Consider the following 18427-nt stretch of genomic DNA (forward strand, 5'->3'; position numbering starts at 1 on the left):
GAACCCGCCCGCACGGCTGGCCCCGGCCGCCGAACGAGCGCGCATGCCCAAGAGACCCGCTTCATGACCCATATCCGCACCAGTCTCCGCGCCTTCCTCGCCGGAGCTGCCTTGCTTCTCGCCCAGGGCCAGCCCGGGTCCGCCGCTGGTTTCGACGGCGCGATCAAGAACAACGCCTTGGCGCTGAACGCTGCCGGGACCGTCGCCGCTGTATCGAACAGCGAGGAGAGCGCCGTCGTCGTCTACGACGTCGCCAAGGGCACGGTGCTGCGCCGCCTCGACGGCTTCGTCACGCCGCGCAACATCGTGTTCGCGCCGGACGGCGCCCGCTTCTACGTCTCCGACAGCGGCACCGGCCGGATCACGGTCTACGAGACCGCCACCGGCAAGGAAGCCGGCGTTCTCGCCGCCGGGCCCGGGGTCTTCGGCACCGTGCTCTCGGCCGACGGGGGCAAGCTCTACGTCAACAACGAGGCCGCGAGCACGCTGACCGTGTTCGACACCAAGACTATGCTGGCAGATGCCGTGATTCCCGGCTTCGCGCAGCCGCGCCAGGGCGTGAAGCTGTCGCCCGACGGCAAGACCGTGTTCGTGACGAACTTCCTCGGCGACAAAATCACGTTGGTCGATACCGCCACCAACAAGATCACCGGCGAGATCGCTGGGTTCGACAAGCTGCGCGCCATCTCGATCACCAAGGACGGCAAGACGCTGTTTGCCGCCAACAGCGGCCGCAATACCATCGGCGTGGTCGATATCGCCGCCCGCAAAGTCACCTCCGAGGTGGAGGTGGGCAAGGACCCCTACGGAGCCGCACTGACACCGGACGGTCGCTTCGTCTATTCCGGCAACCTCAAGGACAACTCACTCTCAGTGATCGACACCGGCACCCTCAAGGTTGTCGCCACGGTGACCGGCCTGAACGAGCCGCGCCAGGCGATCGCGTTCTCGGCCGACAACGCCCGCGCCTACGTCCTCAACCGCGATCTCAGCGTCGCCGTGGTCGATCGCGCGAAGAATGCGGTGGTCTCGACAATGAAGCCCTGAGGCGACGCGCGCCGGGGGCCTTATCGCCCCCGGCGCGTTCTCGTCGTCGACATGTCAAGTACGCAGGACAAAGACCCCATGCTCCGCCTGTTCCAGCGCAAGGACCGCCTCATCGTCCACGGAAAGGCGCCCTACAACGCCGAGCCGCCGCTCGATCGCCTGCGGGCGGCGTTCCTCACCGAACAGGCCGACTTCTACGTCCGCAGCCACGGCGACATCCCGGACCTCGACGCCGACAGCTACCGCCTGACGGTAGATGGCATGGTCACCATGCCGCTCGAACTCTCCCTCGCGGAACTCAAGGCGCGCTTTGCGCACGCCACCGTCACGGCGGTGATGCAATGCGCCGGCAACAGACGGGCCGACATGCTGGCGGTGGCGCCGGTCTCCGGTGACCCGTGGGCGCCCGGTGCCATCGGCAACGCGGAATGGACCGGCGTGCGGCTCGCCGAGGTGCTGCGCGCGGCCGGCATCGATGCAGATGAAGAGCGCTACGTCGCCTTCGAGAGCCACGACCGGATCGCGGACACGGACACGCGCTTCGGCGCCTCGATCCCTCTCGCCAAGGCGCTGGCGCCCGAGACGCTGCTTGCCTTCGCGATGAACGGCGAGCCTCTCGCCCCCGAGCACGGCCATCCGTTGCGCGTGGTGGTGCCGGGATTTGCCGGCATCCGCAGCCCGAAATGGCTCGCCCGGATCACGGTGCAGGACCGGCCCTCCGACAACCCGATGCAGGCCGACGACTACAAGCTGTTTCCGCCCGACGTGACGGCCGAGACCGCGGACCCCGCCCACGGCATCACCATCGAGGCGATGCCGCTCAACAGCGCGATCTGCGAGCCCGCCCGCGGCGCGGCGTTGAAGGCCGGCCGGCACGCGATCCGCGGCTATGCCATCGCCAGCGACCGCGCGGTCGCCCGCGTCGACGTCTCGACGGATGGCGGCCGCAGCTGGGCGCAGGCCCGGATCGACCGCGATGCCGACGCGCCCTACGCGTGGACATTCTGGGAGATCGAGCGCGAGCTGACGGCCGGCGAGCACGAACTTGCGGTGCGGGCCTGGGACTCCGCCGGCCAGACCCAGCCGGCCGCCCCCGACGACACCTGGAACTACAAGGGCTACCTTAGCGCCGCATGGCACCGGGTGCGGGTCACCGTGGCCTGATCATCACGCCCAGAGCAAGGCGGTGGCCGCGAGGCCCGAGATCGCGATCAGCAAGGCCGCGATCCCGATGGTGAGGATGCGCGGCATCATCGGGATCTCGGCATGGGCGAGACGCGCCCGGATCGCCCGGTCCCGCCATGCGGCGCCGGCGAACGAGGCAAGCGCGCAGCCGATCAACGTGAGCGACAGCACCTTCAGCGGCCAGACCGCCAGCACCTCCCGCAGGAAGCGCTGCGCGGCCAAGCCGACGCCCAGAAAGGCGAGCCCGGTTCGAAGCCACGCCACGAACGTACGCTCGGCTGCCAGCACCGTCCGGTCCTCGGCGAGCCTCACCCGCGGGTCGTCGGGGGGCACTGGTTTCGCGGGCTCGCTCATTTGATGTTCGCCGTCGCGATCAGGTCGAGAAGCGCGTCGGCGGCCCGGCTGCGGTAGCGCTCCTTGTGGCGCAGCACCCGGAACGGCCGGCTCGGTAAGTCGAACGCCGCCCGCACCAGGGTCCCGGTTCGAAGCGCTGCGGCGACCACGGTCTCGGACAGGACGGCGGCCCCGCCCCCGGCCTCGACGGCGGCGCGCACTGCCTCGTTCGAGGGCAGTTCGAGCATGACCCGGAGCTGGGCCGCGGCAAGGCCGGCCGCACCCAGGGTCGCCTCGAAGGCCGAGCGGGTTCCCGATCCCGCTTCGCGCAGCACCCAGTCGGCCCCGGCGAGGTCTTCGGGTGCGAGTGCAGCCGCCCCGGCGAAGGGATGGTTTGGGGCGACCACGAGGACGAGTTTGTCCTGGGCGATGGTCGTGCTTGCGAGCGTCGGGTCGTCCAGCGCCCCCTCGACGAAGCCGAGTTCGGCCTGCCCCGCGCGCACCGCGTCGGCGGCGTCGGTGGTGTTGCCCACCGCCAACCGGATAGCGATCTCAGGGTAGGCCCGGCGGAAGGCGACGAGGTGGCGAGGCAGCCAGTCGCTGGCGATGGTCTGGCTGGCAAAAAGCGCCAGCGTCCCGCGTCGTAGGCCGCTGAGGTCGGCGAGCACAAGTTCGGCGGCCTCGGCCCGGGCGAGCACGGCGCGGGCCTCGACGAGGAACACGCGCCCTGCTTCGGTCAGCTCGATCCCGCGGCCAACCCGGTGAAACAGCTTCGTCGCGTGCCGCCCCTCGATGTTGGCGATCGCCGTGCTGACCGCCGACTGGACGAGGTTCAGCGCCTCGGCGGCCCGCGTCACGTGCTGTCGCTCGGCCACCGCCACGAAGATGCGAAGCTGATCGAGGGTCATGGCTGCCGACGATCCGGCGCGAGGTCGCGGACGTGCGCATCGACCGCCTGCGCGACGGAGAGCAGCCGGGCCTCGTCGGTGCGGCCGGTGACGACGTATGACATGCCACCATCGACCCAGGAGAAGGCAGCGATGTCGCCCTCGCGGGCGAAGCGGAAGAGCGTGCGGCCGTCGCCGTCACCGACGCGGCTGTAGAGCGTCAGCCGGGTGCCGCGGTCGTCGTCGTACATCAACATCGCCGCGGGCTCGGTGCCGGCCGGCAACAGGCGCCCGCCCATCAGCCGGAAGCCCTGCGCCGAGAGGTCGGGGGCCGCGACCGCGTGACCGAGACGCTTCGAGAGCCACGTCACGAGGTGGGGCTTCTCGTCGGCGCGCACCTCCACCGGATGCACCGCCTCGACCACGAAGGTGCGGAAGGCTGCGACCGCGTCCTGCGTCGCCGGTGCCTCCGCCACCGCCGCCGCCGCGGGCACACCGTGCAGGGCATGGCCAACCCAGCCGCCGGCACTGCCGAGCGCGAGGCAGAGCACGGCCGCAGCCGCCATGGGGAACCAGCGTGCGCCAGGGTACAGGTGTCGCGAGCGGATGTTGGCCACCCGCAGTCGCGCCGGGATCGCCTCCTCGGCGATCGGCGCGAGGCGGGCGCGCAGGCGCTCGCGCAGAACTCGGTCCGTCGAGACTTCAGCCGCACGCGCGGGGTTCCCCACGAGCCACGCCTCGACCAGCGCCTGCCGCTCCGGTTCAAGGCGGCCGTCGATCAGGCCGTGCAGATCGTCCTCGCCGACCGGGCGCGGATCCCCGCTCATTTAACCCTCCTCAGCAGGCCTGTCCGGCCCGTCTCCACAAATCCGCGCATCCGCGTGCGCGCCCGGCTCAATCGTGACATCACCGTGCCGAGCGGCACCCCGAGCACCTGTGCCGCTTCGGCATAGGACAGGTCCTCCACCGCCACGAGGAGCAACACCGAGCGCTGCTCCTCGGGCAGGGTGTCGAGCCCTGCGAGTACGTCACGGGCTCCCAAAGCTGCCCCCGGGTCGGCGCTCGGATCGGGCACCTGCTCCAACACTTCCGCGCCGAGATCGGCGCCGCGCCGGCCCCGGCGTCGGACGGCGGCGAGGAACAGGTTGCGCTCGATCGTGAACAACCACGCCCGCAGGTCGCCGTCGCGGCGACGCCCGGACCAGGCGGACAATGCCCGCTCCAGGGTGTCCTGGACGAGGTCGTCCGCCGCTTCGCGATCCCGAAGAAGCGCGACCGCGTAGCGCCGCAGGGCCGGGATCTGCGGTTCGATCAGGGGGGCGATCTCGTCCAACGACGTGTCCCAATCAGAGGGAGCCGATCCGGGCATTCACCGATCAGGGCTTTGCGATGTGCCACGCACCGTTGAGGAAGCCGTCACCGGTGGTGTCGCCCGGCTTGGTGTCCTTGGCGAAGGTGTAGAGCGGCTTGCCCTTGTAGGCCCACTGCATCGTGCCGTCGTCCCGGGTCACCGTCGTCCAATCGCCGGAGGCCGCCGATCCGGAGGCAGCCGTCAGGGCCGGCCAGTTGGCGGCGCAGGGGCCGTTGCACATCGACTTGCCGCCCATGTCCTTGTCAAAGGTGTAGAGGGTCATGCTCTTGGCATCCACGAGCGCCGGCCCCTTGGCGGTCTCGGCCGTCATGGCGGGCGCGGCGGCCTGGGCGGCCACGGCGGAGAAGGCGATAGCCGCGAAGGCGGTGCGGATCAGCAGATTGCGCATGGGTGAAGTCTCCCGCGGTCGAGCATGACCGCATCGGGAGGGATGCGAAACGGGCGCCTTTATTCCGCTGACACACGAAAAAAGGCGATCCCATCGGCGCGAACGCTTTTTCGGCCCCGCCGCGGAATAAAGGCGGTCCTCTGGCATCCCTTCCATTGATACCGGATCGCGAGGAGGCCGCATGCGCGGAGCACTGGGATTTGCCGTGACGTCGGCGCTGATGGCGAGCGGCCTCGTCGGCGGCCGGATGATGATGCGCCCGACGCTGGCCGCCAGCGAGCCTCCGGCCGCGTCGTCAACGTCGTTCGACGCGATGATGGCGCAGTCGATGACGCGGATGCACGCCGACATGATGGTCCCGCCCTCGGGCGATCCCGACCGCGATTTCGCCGCGATGATGATCCCCCACCACGAGGGCGCGATCGCGATGGCCAAGGCGGAGCTGCTCTACGGCAAGGATCCGGTCCTGCGTCGCCTCGCGCAAGGAATCGTCGTCGAGCAGGGCCAGGAGATCGATGTGATGCGCCGTGCGCTCGCCAGTCTTCCTAAAGCGCCGCAGCCATCGACTGGTGCGGCCCATTCCCACGACCACAGTGCAGCCCCCGCCGCCATGCCCTCGGAGACCCGCCGATGAAGACCGCCCTGACTATCCTCGCCCTCGCGCTGCTCTCCGGCCCGGCGCTCGCCGGGCAGGCCCCGGGCGCAGCTTCCGCCCCGGACGTGCCGGTTAGCGGCAAGGATCGGTTCTACACCTCCGACCAGTTCTCCAACACGGTCTCGGTGGTCGATCCCGCCGCCAACACCCTGCTCGGGGTGATCCGGCTCGGCGACCCGACGCCGATGAACCTGAGCCCGCTCTATCGCGGGCAGCTTCTGGTTCACGGCATGGGCTTCTCGCCGGACCACAGGACCCTGCTCGCGGTCTCGATCGGTTCGAACTCCGTGAGCTTCATAGACACGGCGACCAACGCGGTCCGCCACACCGCCTATGTCGGCCGCTCGCCGCACGAAGCCTTCTTCACGCCGGACGGCCGAGAGGTTTGGGTGAGCGTGCGCGGCGAGGACCATATCGCGGTGCTCGATGCCGCCACCGCCAAGGAGACCCGCCGGATCACCGTACCGAACGGGCCCGGCATGACGATCTTCTCGCCGGACGGCGCCTACGGCTACGTCTGCTCCAGCTTCAGCCCCGAGACCGTCGTCATCGACACCAAGACCCACACCATCGTCGGCCGCGTGAAGCAAGAGAGCCCGTTCTGCCCCGACATCGCCGCGACGCCGGACGGCAAGCAGGTGTGGTTCACCCTTAAGGATGTCGGCCGCACCCAAGTGTTTTCGGCGCGTCCGCCCTTCGCGCCGCTGAAGACGATCGAGACCGGGCCGATCACCAACCACGTCAACATCGTCTCGACCAAGGCCGGCCAGTTCGCCTACGTGACGATCGGCGGCCTGAACCAGCTCAAGGTGTTCCGCACCGACGACTTCTCTCAGGTCGCCACCATCGCGACCGGCGCCCTGCCGCACGGGCTCTGGCCCTCGGGCGACGGCAGCCGCGTCTATGTCGGCCTGGAGAACGCCGACATGGCGGCGGTGATCGACACGGCGTCGAACACGGTGATCGCTGAGGTGCCGATCGGGCAGGGTCCGCAGGGCGTCGCCTACGTCCCGAACGCCGTGCCGGAGGGCGACGGAAAGCAGAACCTCCAGCCGCTGGGTGCTGCCGGCAAGACCAGCGCGCTGACGCTCACCGGTTCCGATGACAAGCCGGCGACGCAGGTCACCCTGTTCGACCAAGGCGTGCTGCAAACGCTACAGGCCGCGGTCACAGGACTGCCCGCGAAAATGCCCTTCGTGCTGGCGCTCGCCGCCAATCCGAAGGGAGCGACCGGCCTGGAGCCGCTCGCCGCCTTCATGACCAACCCGGCCGGCGCGGCCATCGTCAACGCGATCGGCCCGATCCGACAGGTCACCCGCACGGATGCCGGCGCTAGCCGGCGCTACCTCGTGGTGGTCTCGGGCAAGCCCGGTGAACTCGGCAGTGTCGTCCAGATGCAGACTGTGGATTGATCGAGTGGGGGGCGCTAGTTCGGAAGGCGAACACTCATAAGAGTACCTTGGCGGCGCGAGCCCAGTTTCGATGTCTGCTTTCGAGAACGACGTCGGACTGCTTCTACGGCGCAGTTGGGTCGATAGGAGGCTGTCCGCTTTTCCCGCGGGAGTTCTCCGAAGCGGACCAGTCGCTTTCGGCCCCACTTTGTCACGCCGTACCGCTGGAGCGCGCAACACCGGACATTCGTCTTCGCGCCCATCCCGGTCATTCAGATGGTTCTGACAATATCCCGTAAGTGGACGCTACCAGCTGCGATCGGCCATTCGCATGAGGCGACGCTACGGAACGATATTCCACGGTCGGGCTTGCGTTTAGCTGGGCACCCATTTCTAAAATGGTCTCCATGCCGCCCTGAAGACGAGGTTCGCGATTGCGTTCGACCTTCGGGACGTGCGCCGACAGTAACCTAGCCCCAAGGTGCCGGCTGCAGTCGTCATCGAAAAGATCGGCGTTTTTCTTGATTCATGATCTTCGACGATCCCGCATTCTTTAGGTCGTACCCGACAAGTCAGCCGGGGGTGGCGGGAGAACGACATCAACCCGGAGGGATTAACCGTTCGAGACATGCACCCACTGAGGTGCCCTAAAACTTCGATCAGGGAGGGATCATGAACGCTGAACCCGCGTCGAATCTGCTGCGGCGACCCGGTCCGCCCGAGCCCGTCCACCACGTCGATCCACCCCGGGCGTCCGACCCGCGCTTCACCGAGGTAGTGCCCTACCACGCCCGTCTCGTCTCGCTCTACGATCAGGCCGTCTTCAGCGAGGGGCCGACCTGGTGGCCCGCGCGGGACATATTGGTCTGGTCCGATGTCGAGGGGCGCCGGGTGCTTGGCTGGCACGCCGACGGCTGCGTGCGGGTCGTCATCGACGCAACCCCGTTCATCAATGGCAACACGGTCGACCGGGACGGCAACCTCATCCACTGCGAGCACGGCAACCGCCGCCTGTCACGCACATCCCCGGACGGACACTACGAGGCCCTGGTCGAGACCTACGAGGGCCGCCGGTTCAACGCTCCGAACGACGTGGTCTGCGCCGCCGACGGCGCCCTCTGGTTCACCGATCCAGCCTATGGGCTACGGCTACCCAGGCAGGGGGTGTTGGCCGCGTCCGACCTGGGCCATCACAGCGTCTACAGATTTGACCCGGCGGACGGCTCCGTCAGGCGCATGGCCGACCTCGGCCAACCGAACGGGCTGGCCTTCTCGCCGGACGGGCACACCCTGTACGTCAGCGACACTTCACGGACCGAGGGCGGTGACGGGCACACGATCCACGCCTACGCGGTCGTGGATGACCGAACCCTGGGCGAACCGCGGGTCTTTGCCGAGGTCGAGCCCGGCGTGCCGGACGGGTTCCGCGTGGACCATCGCGGCTGGATCTGGACGAGCTCGGAGGCAGGGGTTCAAGTCCTCTCCGCGGAGGGGCACCGGCTCGGACTGATTCCCACGCCTCAGGTGTGCTCCAATCTCTGCTTCTCCCCGGAGCAGCAACGGCTGTTCATCACGTCCAAACAGCACCTGTACGCCCTGGACCTCGCCGCCCAGTAGATCGGGGTGAAATCACGGCATCGTCAGAACGCTCCGGAAACTCCTAGGAACCTGGGTTCCCACGCGAGGTTGGCCTCGGACTAAGGAAGCCGTGTGCCGGTACACGCAGGCTTCATCCCATGCCGCCCCCGACCACGTTCGCCCAGCGGGCGGCACCAATACCTATTCCGAGGATCCGCCATGGCCGAAGCCGTCGCCGACTTTTTCTGGAAGCGCCTGGCCGAGTGGGGGGTGAAGAAGATCTTCGGCTATCCCGGCGACGGCATCAACGGCCTGCTCGGCGCCCTCCAGCGCAACGACCTGCCGTTCGAGTTCATCCAGGTCCGCCACGAGGAGATGGCGGCGTTCATGGCCGCGGCCTACGCCAAGTTCACCGGCGAGGTCGGCGTCTGCATGGCGACCTCCGGTCCCGGCGCGACGCACCTGCTCACCGGGATGTACGACGCCCATCTCGACCACGTGCCGCTTCTCGCCATCTGCGGGCAGCAGGCGCGCAACGTCAATGGCGCCCACTACCAGCAGGAATTCGACCTCACGAGCGTCTTCAAGGACGTCTCGGCCTACGTGCAGCAGGCGTCCTCGCCCGCGCAGGTCCGCCACATCGTCGACCGCGCCATGCGGATCGCTAAGGCCGAACGGAAGGTCTCGGCCATCATTCTACCGAACGACCTGCAGGACGTTCCCTACGAGGAGCCGGTACGCAAGCACGGCAACACCTTCTCCGGGGTGGGCTACACCGCCCCGAAGGTCGTGCCCTTCGACGCCGATCTGCGCCGCGCCGCCGACGTGTTGAACGCCGGCAAGAAGGTCGCGATCCTGGTCGGTGCGGGCGCCTTGCACGCCACCGACGAGGTCATCGCCGTCGCCAATAAGCTTCAGGCCGGCGTCGCCAAGGCGCTGCTCGGCAAGGCGGCGCTGCCGGACGACCTGCCGTTCGTGACCGGCACCATCGGATTGCTCGGGTCCAAGCCGTCCTCGGACATGATGGAGGACTGCGACACCCTCCTGATGATCGGTTCCGGCTTTCCCTGGGCCGAGTTCCTCCCGAAGGAGGGGCAGGCCCGCGGTGTGCAGATCGACATCTCACCGGAGATGCTGTCGCTGCGGTACCCGATGGAGGTGCCGCTCTGCGGCGAGTCCGCCGAGACCCTGCGTGCCCTGCTGCCGCTGCTGGAGCAGAAGAAGGAGGGTGGCTCCTGGCGCACCGGCATCGAGAAGGGGATGGTCTCCTGGTGGAAGGAGGCCGAGGACCGGGCGATGGCCAAGGCCAGCCCGGTCAACCCGCAGCGCGTCACCTGGGAACTCTCGCCGCGCATGCCCGAGCGGGCGATCATCACTTCGGATTCCGGGTCCTGCGCCAACTGGTTCGCCCGCGACCTGAAGATGCGCCGCGGCCAGATGTGCTCGCTGTCGGGCGGCCTCGCTTCCATGGGCGCGGCGGTCCCCTACGCCATCGCCGCCAAGGTAGCCCATCCCGACCGGCCGGTGATCGCGCTGGTCGGCGACGGCGCCATGCAGATGAACAACATGGCCGAACTGATCACGGTCTCAAAGTACATGCATCGCTGGTCGAACAAGACCTGGATTTGCTGCGTGTTCAACAACGAGGACCTGAACCAGGTGACCTGGGAGCAGCGGGTGATGGAGGGCAACCCGAAGTTCGAGGCGAGCCAGACTATCCCGAACGTGCCCTATCACAAGTTCGCCGAGCTGATCGGCCTGAAGGGCATCTACGTCGATGATCCCCAGCGCATGGGGGCGGCCTGGGACGAGGCGCTGGCGAGCCCCGTGCCGGTGGTGCTGGAGGTAAAGACCGACCCCGAGGTGCCGCCGCTGCCGCCGTTCTTCACGCTCCAGCAGGTGCAGAACTTCATGTCGATGCTCGGCAAGGGCGACCCGAAGGAGCGTCATCTCCTTGTCGACACCGCCCGACAGGTGCTGAGTTCCGTCCTACCGGGCAGCAAGTAGGACGGCTTCTACGGCATGCATGACGATCCGAGGATCGGAACGGTGCGGGCGCGAGCCTACACCGTTCCCACCGACGCGCCGGAGGCGGACGGGACGTTCAGCTGGGACAGGACGACGCTCGTTGTCGTCCATGTCGAGGCCGGGGGCGAGACCGGCCTCGGCTACAGCTACACCGACGCCAGTGTCGCGCGCTTGATTGTAGGCACGCTCGCATCGCGTCTTACCGGGTTGTCCGCCTTCGACATCCCGCGGGCCAATGCCGTGCTGTGGGGCGCCGTGCGGAACCTCGGGCGCTCCGGGCTGGCCGCCACGGCGATCTCGGCATTGGACACCGCCTTGTGGGACCTCAAGGCACGCCTCCTCGACGTATCCCTGGCGAGCCTGTTCGGGCAGGCGCGGGAACACGCGGAGATCTACGGCAGCGGCGGCTTCACGAGCTACGGCGACCGGCAGTTGCGCGAGCAGCTTGCCGGGTGGGTCGAGCGAGACGGCTGCCGGGCGGTGAAGATGAAGGTCGGCAGCGCTCCCGAGCACGACCCGGCGCGCATGGCGGTGGCGAAGGCAGCCATCGGCAATGCACGTCTGTTCATCGACGCCAATGGCGCCTTCACCCCGAAGCGCGCCGTCGCCCTTGCGCACGAAGCACACCGCTACGACGTGGCGTGGTTCGAGGAACCCGTGTCCAGTGACGATCCCGCAGGTATGGCTTCCGTCCGTGCCTCTACGCCTGCCGGCATCGAAGTCGCCGCGGGCGAGTACATCTACACCTTGAACGATTTGCGTGGACTGCTCGACGTAGGGGCAGTCGACGTGGCCCAGGCGGACGTGACCCGCTGCGGCGGCTACAGCGGGTTTCTGAAGATCGCGGCCCTGTGCGAGGCGGCGCATATCGATCTGTCCGGCCACTGCGCCCCCGCCTTGCACCTCCCGGTGGCGGTTGCGGCTCCCCGCTTCCGACACCTCGAATGGTTCCACGACCACGTCCGCATCGAGCGGATGCTGTTCGACGGGGCGCCCGCACCGCGCGATAGCGTGATCACCCCCGATCTGACCCGGCCGGGACACGGCCTCACCCTCAAGACCCGGGATGCCGATGCCTATGCCGTCTGATCGCGGCCCACCCCCGCCGAAACGTCAACATGCGCCAGGCATGAAGCGGCGCGTCGCACCTGTGAGAGTTGAGGCGGCCGTCCACCCGGTGGTGGTCCTCGCCGCGGTGGCGGCGGGGGCCGGTTTGTTGACCTGGTTCGCCGCCGGGCGTTCCAAGCCCCTAGGTCACGCCGCCGGCGGCCGCAGCTACAGCCCGCGGGGGCGCGAGGTCACCGCGAGCGCGGCACAGCGCCTGAACCACGCCTCGACGATGCTCGCCGCCTCGGTACTGTTCGATTCCGGCCTGGAGCACTACCGCGGCCAGTTCTTCAACCGGGCGATGTACACGCCCATCGTCGTGTCCAGCGTCATCCTGGCGGCGTCCCTGCACGGGGCCGGCGACACCGACCCCGGCAGCTCCCGCGTCCGGCACGGGGTGCAGGCGCTCGCCGGCCTGACAGGGCTGATCGGCTTCGGCTTCCACGCCTACAACGTCGGCAAGCGCGAGGGTGGGTATTCCTTCCAGAACCTGTTCTATTCCGCCCCCATCGGCGCGCCGATGGCTCTGACGCTGGCCGGCGTCCTCGGGGTCATCGCCGAGCGCGTGCGCGACGCCGACCCCGACGAGCCGCGGCTCGGTGGCTTGCCGGCGGGGCGCTCCCTTGCAGTCGCCACGGCGGGCATGCTCGCCGGCACGACCCTGGAGGCCGGGCTGCTTCACTTCCGGGGTGCTTTCCAGAACCCGGCGATGTTCGTTCCCGTCACCCTGCCGCCGCTTGCCGCCGCCCTTCTCGTCCGCGCCGCGACCAAACCGGAGGGAGCGAGTCAATCGGGCGCCAAGTGGGGGATGTGGGCGGTCTCGGCGATGGGCGTCGGTGGCGTCGCGTTCCACGGCTACGGCGTCGCCCGGATGATGGGCGGCTGGTCCAACTGGCGCCAGAACCTCATCGACGGGCCGCCTCTGCCGGCCCCGCCCTCCTTCTCGGGGGTGGCGCTCGGGGGGCTCGCGGCCCTCGAACTCATCGAACGCAGCCGCTTCCGCTTCTGACCCGAAAGATCATCATGCGTCCGAGACTGGACCTTTATCCGGGCTACGACGTGCTCGCGAAGCGCGACGGCCCGTCCTGGAACGCCAAGACCCGCGAGGTTTTGGAGGAACGGCTCGCCATCGGACCTGAGACGCGCCGCTTCTTCGACGAGGCCGAATGGTCGACGATGAAGTCGCTGGCCGAGCGGATCGTCCCGCAACCCGCCGACCGGGGGGATCCGGTTCCGGTGGCCGCCCTCGTGGACCACAAGCTCGCGACCGATACCCGCGACGGCTACCGCAACGCCGAAATGCCCGGGGAGCGCGAGGCATGGCGCCTGGGACTGCGCGCCCTCGATGCCGAGGCACGGGCACGGTTCGGGGCACGCTTCCACGAACTCGGCGCCTGGGCGCAGGACGAGCTTCTGAAGCTTGCTGAAAAGGGTGACCTGACCGGTGCGGTCTGGGAGGGCATGCCCTCGAAGCTGTTCTTCCACCAGCGCGTCCTCGCCGATGTGGTCAAGGCGTACTACGCCCACCCCACGGCCTGGAACGAGATCGGCTGGGGCGGCCCGGCGAGCCCGCGCGGCTACGTGCGCATGGATTTCGACCGCCGCGACCCCTGGGAGGCCGCCGAGGCCAAGCCCGGCCGCGAGGACGAGGCCTACCAAGAGAACCTTCGGGTCGGTCGATAAGGATACCTCCGTCCATGCGCATCCCCGGCCTCGGCAACGCCGCCGACAACCCCAAGCACGCCACGCCCGGCGACGACCCGGAGCACCATCCCCGCGCCCGCGACGGCCGCGCGCCCAACGTCATGCGGATCGGCGAATGGGTGCCGATGCGCCAGCACCGGGACGAGGAGGAGGTCGACTTCGCCATCGTCGGCACCGGCGCGGGCGGCGGCACCCTGGCCTGCCGGCTCGCGGAGGGTGGCGTGTCGGTGGTGGCCTTCGACGCCGGACCGTATTTCCGGCCGCTGGAGGATTTCGCCTCGGACGAGAGCCATCAGTCCAAGCTCTACTGGACGGACGAGCGCATCGTCGACGGCGAGAACCCGCTGCAGATGGGCTCGAACAATTCCGGCAAGGCGGTGGGTGGCTCGACCGTACACTACGCCATGGTCGCCCTGCGTTTCCGACCGGAATGGTTCAAGACCCGCACCCTGATGGGCTACGGCGCCGACTGGCCGCTCGATTGGCGGGAGATGTGGCGCTACTACGATCAGGTCGAGGACGACCTGAAGATCTCCGGCCCGGTCTCCTACCCATGGGGACCGCACCGTCGCCGCTATCACCGCCGTGCGCACGAGATCAACGCCGCCGCCAAGGTGCTGGCCCGGGGCGCGGAGGCGATGGGCATCAACTGGACGCCGACGCCGCTCGCTACGGTCTCGGCGCCGCACGGCGACGCACCGCCTTGCGTCTACCGGGGTTTCTGCACGCTGGGCTGCTCGACCAACGCCAAGCAGAGCGTGCTCGTGAGCTACCTGCCGCGCGCCCTGAAGGCGGGCGCCGAGATCCGCGACCTCGCCATGGTCGGGCGGATCGAGACGAGGAATGGGCGCGCCACCGGCGTCCACTACTTCCGCGAGGGGAAGTGGCGGTTTCAACGCGCGAAGAACGTCGTGGTGGCGGGCTACGCCATCGAGACGCCGCGGCTCCTCTTGAACTCGGCGAACCAGGAGTTCCCGGACGGCCTCGCCAACTCCTCGGGCCTCGTCGGCAAGAACCTGATGGTCCAGGGCAACCAAGCGGTCTGGGGCGTCTTCGACGAGGAGATCCGTAGCTACAAGGGCCCGCCATCTCTGGCGATCAGCGAGCACTGGAACTACGACGACAAGGGTCACGGCCCCTTCGTAAAGGACTTCTTCGGTGGCTATTCCTACATGAGCCAGGGGCCGCTGCCGCAGCTCTGGGCAAACACACAGGCCTCGGCGCACGGCCTGTGGGGGGAGGCGCTCGTCTCGGAGATGCAGCGCTACAACCACGTCGCCGGGCTCAAGGTCGTCTCCGAGTACATGCCGCAGGAGCGCAACCGGGTGACCCTCGCGGACGTGAAGGATCAGTACGGGCTGCCGGTGGCGCGCATCACCTACTCCTGGTGCGACAACGACAAGGCGTTGAACCGGCACGCGCTCAAGTTCATGCGCGAGGCCCTATCGGCCGCGGGCGGGCGCGAGGTCTGGGACCAGGGTGATGACACCTGCCACCTGAACGGCACCGCCCGGATGGGGTCCGGCCCGCGGACCTCCGTGGTCGATGCCGATTGCCGGTCCTGGGACATCCCGAACCTGTACGTCTGCGACGGTTCGGTCTTCCCGACGGTTGGGGGGGTCAATCCCTCGCTCACGATCCAAGCGGTCGCGTTGCGTACGGCGGACCGGATACTCGCGAGGAGGCGGTGACCGGCTTCGCGTGTCGATGACGCAAATTCATACGCCGGTGATGGCTACGCGCCGAACTATAGGTACGGTTGCCGGGCCTACGGCTACGGTTACTGAGGCATTGCGGAGTCATCGGAGGTTCGAGGCCAAATCGTCAGGATGGAAACGAAAGGGGCGACTGACAGCCCCTCGGTCGCCATTTTCCGTATGTGGATGGGGCCATCGTTCTTGTAGTTCGCGCCAGGAGACCTGCGACCGTCCATCGCTTATGCGGGTGATCCGATGCCCGCCTTTCCCGAAAAACACGCCTTCAATCTTCGGCGCGTGCCGGAGGCGAAGACAGCTTGCGCCGCAACTCCCCCAACGCCTCATCGCCTTTCCCGAGATTCAGGCCCATGCCTCCGAGAATCTCGCCCGCCTTCGTAAACTGGACATCCGGGTAGGCGACGATCTCCAGGCGGTTGCCCCAGGGGTCGAGGAAGTTGAATGGGCGGTCCAGGACCTTCGCACCCGCTTTCTCGGCGAGTTCCATGACGCCGGTCCGATCATCGACGACGAGTCCGAAATGCCGCTCCGTGTCGGCCGGCTGTTCCCGCCCGGCCGACAGGACGAGGAACTGGTCGCCCATGTCGAGGAAGGCCATGACCGTGCGGCCTGCCTCATCCTCATGGGTGCCCCGGAGCTCGAACGAGAACACGGCCCGGTAGAACCCGAGTGACTCCCCGATATCTCCGACCTCAAGCGCGACGTGGTTCAGCCCGACGAGGCGAGGCTTCGAGGTGGTCATGAGCTCATCTCCCGCATGGATGCCGAGTGCGCGCGCGCGTCGTCGACGGCGCGTCGCCGAACGTAGGGCACCGTCGACCTGGGCGGCGGAATAGGGCTTCCGCACCAAGTCGAAGCCGTGGGCGTCGTCCTGCGCCAGCACGTGGCTGTAGCCGGACGTCAGGACCACCGGCAGGCCGGGGTGAGTCTCCCGCAGCCGCTTCGCCAGCTCGAAGCCGCCCATTCCCGGCATGACGACGTCCGAGAACACCGCGTCGTAGCGGGACGGCACCGCCTCGATCTCCGCGAGCGCCGCCTCCGCGGTCTCCGTCAGGATCGCGCCGTAACCCAGGTCGTGCAGGATCTGCGTGCAGAAGCGCCCGATCTCCACGTTGTCCTCGACCACCAGGATACACCGGGCCTCGTCGTCGGCCTGTGCGTCGTCATGGACGGCGTCCTCGACGACGTCCATGACCGCCTCTTGGCCCTGCGGCAGGTACAGCGTGAACGTGGTCCCATGACCGACGACGCTCGCGACGTCGACGTCGCCGCCGGACTGCTTCGCGAAGCCGATGACCTGGGAGAGGCCGAGGCCCGTGCCCTTGCCGACCTCCTTGGTGGTGAAGAACGGCTCGAAGATGCGGGCCACGTTCTCCGCCGCGATTCCCGCGCCGGTATCGCCGACGCCGAGCGTTACGAACGGCGTCGACAGGCCAGCGTGGCCGCGGATCGCCGGCTTCTCCCTGCCGCAGGACAGGGTGAGGGTCAGCGTGCCCTCGCCGTCCATCGCGTCGCGGGCGTTCACTGCGAGGTTGACGATGGCGGTGTCGAACTGGCTGGCGTCGGCGTGCACGAAGCAGGGGCACTCGGGCTTGGTCGTCACGACGCGGATGCGGGCCCCCGTCAGGGTGTCCAGCATCGTGGCCAGACCGACGAGGCGGGAGCCGACGTCGAAGGTCTCGGGCCTCAGCGGCTGCCGCCGGGCGAAGGCGAGGAGCTGCCCGGTGAGCTTCGCCGCCCGGTCCACGGTGTCGGACACGGCGTCCATGTACCGAACACGCCGTTCCTCCGGCAGGTTCGGCCGGCGGAGGAACTCGACCGACGACCGGATGATGGTCAGGAGGTTGTTGAAGTCGTGGGCCACGCCGCCGGTAAGCTGCCCGATGGCCTCCATCTTCTGGGCCTGGATCAGGGCGTCCTGCGCCTGGGCGAGGTCGCGGGTCCGCTCCTCCACCCGCCGTTCAAGCGCCTCGTTCATGGCCTGGAGAGCATCCCTGAGCCGTCTCTCTCCGACGATGCGCCGCTCGACGTCACGCGCGAGGCGGAGGGCGAGCGCGGCGAGGCAGATCGCGAGCACCGTGACGAGGAGAGCGGTCCCGGTCTCGGGCTCCAGCAGGTTCGAACGGACGGCGTAGATCTCCAGCGCCCCGAGCAGCAGCGGTGCGACCACGACGGCCGGCAGGAGGACACGCGCGACCTCGCCGCCGCGGAGTACGGTCGCGACCCACGGCCCGTGCGGCCTGGAGAGCAACACCCCGGCCGACAGCAGGCCCAGGGCCAGGGCGCTGAGCAGCGACATGCGCGAGAACGGGCCGCCCTGATGGAGGGCGCCGACCCCGTAGACGTAGCCCAGGCCGCCGACGGCGGCGGCGACGAAGGCGAAGGCAGCCGTCGCCACGCCGAGGCGGGTGAATGTCCGGCCTCGCGCGTCGCCGAGGATGATACCGGCCGCGGCCCCCAGGACGCAGGCCACGGTCGCGAGCGACATCCCGTTGTCCGGCCCGAGCGGGCCTGACACGAGCCGCTGCAGCCAGTCGTCGAGCCGGAAACCGTGCGGACTGGCGTACTGGATGCCTCCGCCGGCGGCCACCGCGACGGCGACGACGGCGAGCCAGCGGCCCACAGACCTGTCGACCTCTCGCCCCTCGGGCTGGGCCGAGAGCAGCAACGAGACCGACAGGATCAGCACCGCGAGGGCGGTCAGCGCCACCATCGGCGCCTCGCCCGGTAGGATCGTCGTCAGGAGAGGCAATCGGAACGCCCAGCCCGAGGCGACAGTGATCGAGACCGCGATGCCAAAGTAGGCGAGCGCCCGGGACATGGCCCTTGCCCTTGCCGCGGGACCCGCCGCAGCCGTGTTGTCCGCTCGTCGAGGAACCTGTGCCAACTCTATTCCCGTCCGCAGCCTGGCCTTGGGAGAACGCACCGGCCCACGCGACGTTCGCGGTCGCGCCTTCTTGGTGCCGCGGTTGCCCGAATCCCCCAGATCCGGCCGGGGAGGAAGCCGTCCCCTTGTCGGTGGCGAGGCAACAGAAGG

At 68.6% G+C, this 18427-nt stretch carries 16 protein-coding genes; 10 read left to right on the plus strand and 6 right to left on the minus strand.

Going from position 1 to position 18427, the window contains the following annotated elements:
* Positions 1 to 63: 63 nt before the first annotated feature.
* Both J3A75_RS31385 and J3A75_RS31390 read left to right on the plus strand, forming a co-directional pair.
* On the plus strand, positions 64 to 1047 hold the full coding sequence (locus J3A75_RS31385) for a beta-propeller fold lactonase family protein (protein WP_007557753.1): 984 nt from the start codon (positions 64 to 66) through the stop codon (positions 1045 to 1047).
* A 78-nt stretch (positions 1048 to 1125) separates the two neighbouring features.
* A complete protein-coding gene (locus J3A75_RS31390) occupies positions 1126 to 2211 on the plus strand; it encodes a sulfite oxidase (protein ID WP_007557751.1) in 1086 nt (361 codons plus the stop codon).
* A gap of 3 nt (positions 2212 to 2214) precedes the next feature.
* On the opposite strand, the gene J3A75_RS31395 is transcribed toward J3A75_RS31390, so the two are convergent.
* The 5 genes from J3A75_RS31395 to J3A75_RS31415 are packed head-to-tail and all read right to left on the minus strand — an operon-like array spanning position 2215 to position 5212.
* The gene (locus tag J3A75_RS31395; RefSeq protein ID WP_007557749.1) at positions 2215 to 2586 is read right to left on the minus strand and encodes a YidH family protein; all 372 of its coding nucleotides are present in this window, start codon (positions 2584 to 2586) and stop codon (positions 2215 to 2217) included.
* Entirely contained in the window at positions 2583 to 3473 is an 891-nt protein-coding gene (locus tag J3A75_RS31400; protein ID WP_007557747.1) for a LysR family transcriptional regulator, read from the minus strand. Before J3A75_RS31400 ends, J3A75_RS31395 begins: the two co-directional genes overlap by 4 nt.
* Complete coding sequence (locus tag J3A75_RS31405; protein ID WP_043074852.1) at positions 3470 to 4279, minus strand: anti-sigma factor family protein; 810 nt, start codon at positions 4277 to 4279, stop codon at positions 3470 to 3472. The genes J3A75_RS31400 and J3A75_RS31405 overlap by 4 nt, the downstream gene beginning before the upstream one ends.
* A complete protein-coding gene (locus J3A75_RS31410; protein WP_043074853.1) occupies positions 4276 to 4785 on the minus strand; it encodes an RNA polymerase sigma factor in 510 nt (169 codons plus the stop codon). Before J3A75_RS31410 ends, J3A75_RS31405 begins: the two co-directional genes overlap by 4 nt.
* A gap of 43 nt (positions 4786 to 4828) precedes the next feature.
* Positions 4829 to 5212 carry a hypothetical protein gene (locus tag J3A75_RS31415; RefSeq protein ID WP_007557741.1) on the minus strand — a complete coding sequence of 128 codons (384 nt, stop codon included), beginning with the start codon at positions 5210 to 5212 and terminating at the stop codon, positions 4829 to 4831.
* 181 nt (positions 5213 to 5393) lie between these two features.
* Here J3A75_RS31415 and J3A75_RS31420 point away from each other — a divergent pair, with 181 nt between their 5' ends.
* From J3A75_RS31420 to J3A75_RS31455, 8 genes are all read left to right on the plus strand, one after another.
* The gene (locus J3A75_RS31420; RefSeq protein WP_007557739.1) at positions 5394 to 5846 is read left to right on the plus strand and encodes a DUF305 domain-containing protein; all 453 of its coding nucleotides are present in this window, start codon (positions 5394 to 5396) and stop codon (positions 5844 to 5846) included.
* Positions 5843 to 7279: a YncE family protein gene (locus J3A75_RS31425; protein WP_007557737.1), complete on the plus strand. Its 1437-nt coding sequence runs from the start codon at positions 5843 to 5845 to the stop codon at positions 7277 to 7279. Before J3A75_RS31420 ends, J3A75_RS31425 begins: the two co-directional genes overlap by 4 nt.
* Before the next feature lie 651 nt (positions 7280 to 7930).
* Entirely contained in the window at positions 7931 to 8875 is a 945-nt protein-coding gene (locus J3A75_RS31430; RefSeq protein WP_043074855.1) for an SMP-30/gluconolactonase/LRE family protein, read from the plus strand.
* 180 nt (positions 8876 to 9055) lie between these two features.
* Positions 9056 to 10843 (plus strand): thiamine pyrophosphate-requiring protein, encoded by a 1788-nt coding sequence (locus J3A75_RS31435; RefSeq protein WP_043074856.1) that lies wholly within the window; start codon positions 9056 to 9058, stop codon positions 10841 to 10843.
* 15 nt (positions 10844 to 10858) lie between these two features.
* Positions 10859 to 11953 (plus strand): enolase C-terminal domain-like protein, encoded by a 1095-nt coding sequence (locus J3A75_RS31440; protein ID WP_071000262.1) that lies wholly within the window; start codon positions 10859 to 10861, stop codon positions 11951 to 11953.
* A gap of 40 nt (positions 11954 to 11993) precedes the next feature.
* The gene (locus J3A75_RS31445) at positions 11994 to 12980 is read left to right on the plus strand and encodes a hypothetical protein (RefSeq protein ID WP_236961837.1); all 987 of its coding nucleotides are present in this window, start codon (positions 11994 to 11996) and stop codon (positions 12978 to 12980) included.
* A gap of 14 nt (positions 12981 to 12994) precedes the next feature.
* Positions 12995 to 13654 carry a gluconate 2-dehydrogenase subunit 3 family protein gene (locus tag J3A75_RS31450; protein ID WP_043074858.1) on the plus strand — a complete coding sequence of 220 codons (660 nt, stop codon included), beginning with the start codon at positions 12995 to 12997 and terminating at the stop codon, positions 13652 to 13654.
* A 14-nt stretch (positions 13655 to 13668) separates the two neighbouring features.
* Positions 13669 to 15366, plus strand: coding sequence for a GMC family oxidoreductase (locus tag J3A75_RS31455; RefSeq protein WP_071000263.1), 1698 nt, complete (start codon positions 13669 to 13671; stop codon positions 15364 to 15366).
* A gap of 289 nt (positions 15367 to 15655) precedes the next feature.
* Here J3A75_RS31455 and J3A75_RS31460 read toward each other — a convergent pair whose 3' ends face one another.
* A complete protein-coding gene (locus J3A75_RS31460) occupies positions 15656 to 18211 on the minus strand; it encodes an ATP-binding protein (protein ID WP_071000264.1) in 2556 nt (851 codons plus the stop codon).
* Positions 18212 to 18427 lie beyond the last annotated feature (216 nt).

Source organism: Methylobacterium sp. PvP105, from assembly GCF_017876975.1.
GTDB lineage: Bacteria > Pseudomonadota > Alphaproteobacteria > Rhizobiales > Beijerinckiaceae > Methylobacterium > Methylobacterium radiotolerans.